We start from the raw sequence: 456 nt of genomic DNA, 5'->3' as shown, positions 1-456 counted from the left end.
GTCCAGCGGGGTGTCCGTCGCACGGGCGAGCGACTCCACGACCGGCACACCGAGCGTGAGGTTCGGGACGAAATGGTTGTCCATGACGTCGACATGGAGCCAGTCGGCTCCCTCGACCGCCTTCGCCTCGTCCGCGAGGCGGGCGAAGTCGGCGGACAGGATGCTGGGGTTGATCTGCACGGCCATGGACCAAGCCTGCCATGCCCGGGTACGGATGGTCCCTCCGGTCCAGACCTGAGTTCGCCGTCGGACGTTCCGGCACCGCCGTCCGCGCCGTGCCGGGCGGCCCGGCGGCCCCGTCCGCGGCTCCGGGGGGCGTCATGACCCGGAGCCGGGGCATCGCGTACCTGGTGTGCGGCCGGCGCACCAAGTGGCTGGTGGTGCTGCTGTGGCTGGTGGTCCTGTTCCTGGTGGCGCCCCTCGCCCAAAGGCTCACCGGCGCCCAGGACAACGACG

At 71.7% G+C, this 456-nt stretch carries 2 pseudogenes; one reads left to right on the top strand and one right to left on the bottom strand.

The features are described 5' to 3' along the window. Positions 1 to 186: pseudogene (locus KDL01_RS41960) on the bottom strand (ribulose-phosphate 3-epimerase); the annotation flags it as partial. 14 nt (positions 187 to 200) lie between these two features. Between KDL01_RS41960 and KDL01_RS46455 the strand changes: the two are divergent. Further along, positions 201 to 456: pseudogene (locus KDL01_RS46455) on the top strand (hypothetical protein); the annotation flags it as partial.

Origin of the sequence: Actinospica durhamensis (assembly GCF_018139695.1) — a bacterium.
Classification (GTDB): domain Bacteria; phylum Actinomycetota; class Actinomycetes; order Streptomycetales; family Catenulisporaceae; genus Actinospica; species Actinospica durhamensis.
Note: the sequence above shows the minus strand (reverse complement) of the source record. Positions and strands in the feature narration are given on the sequence as shown.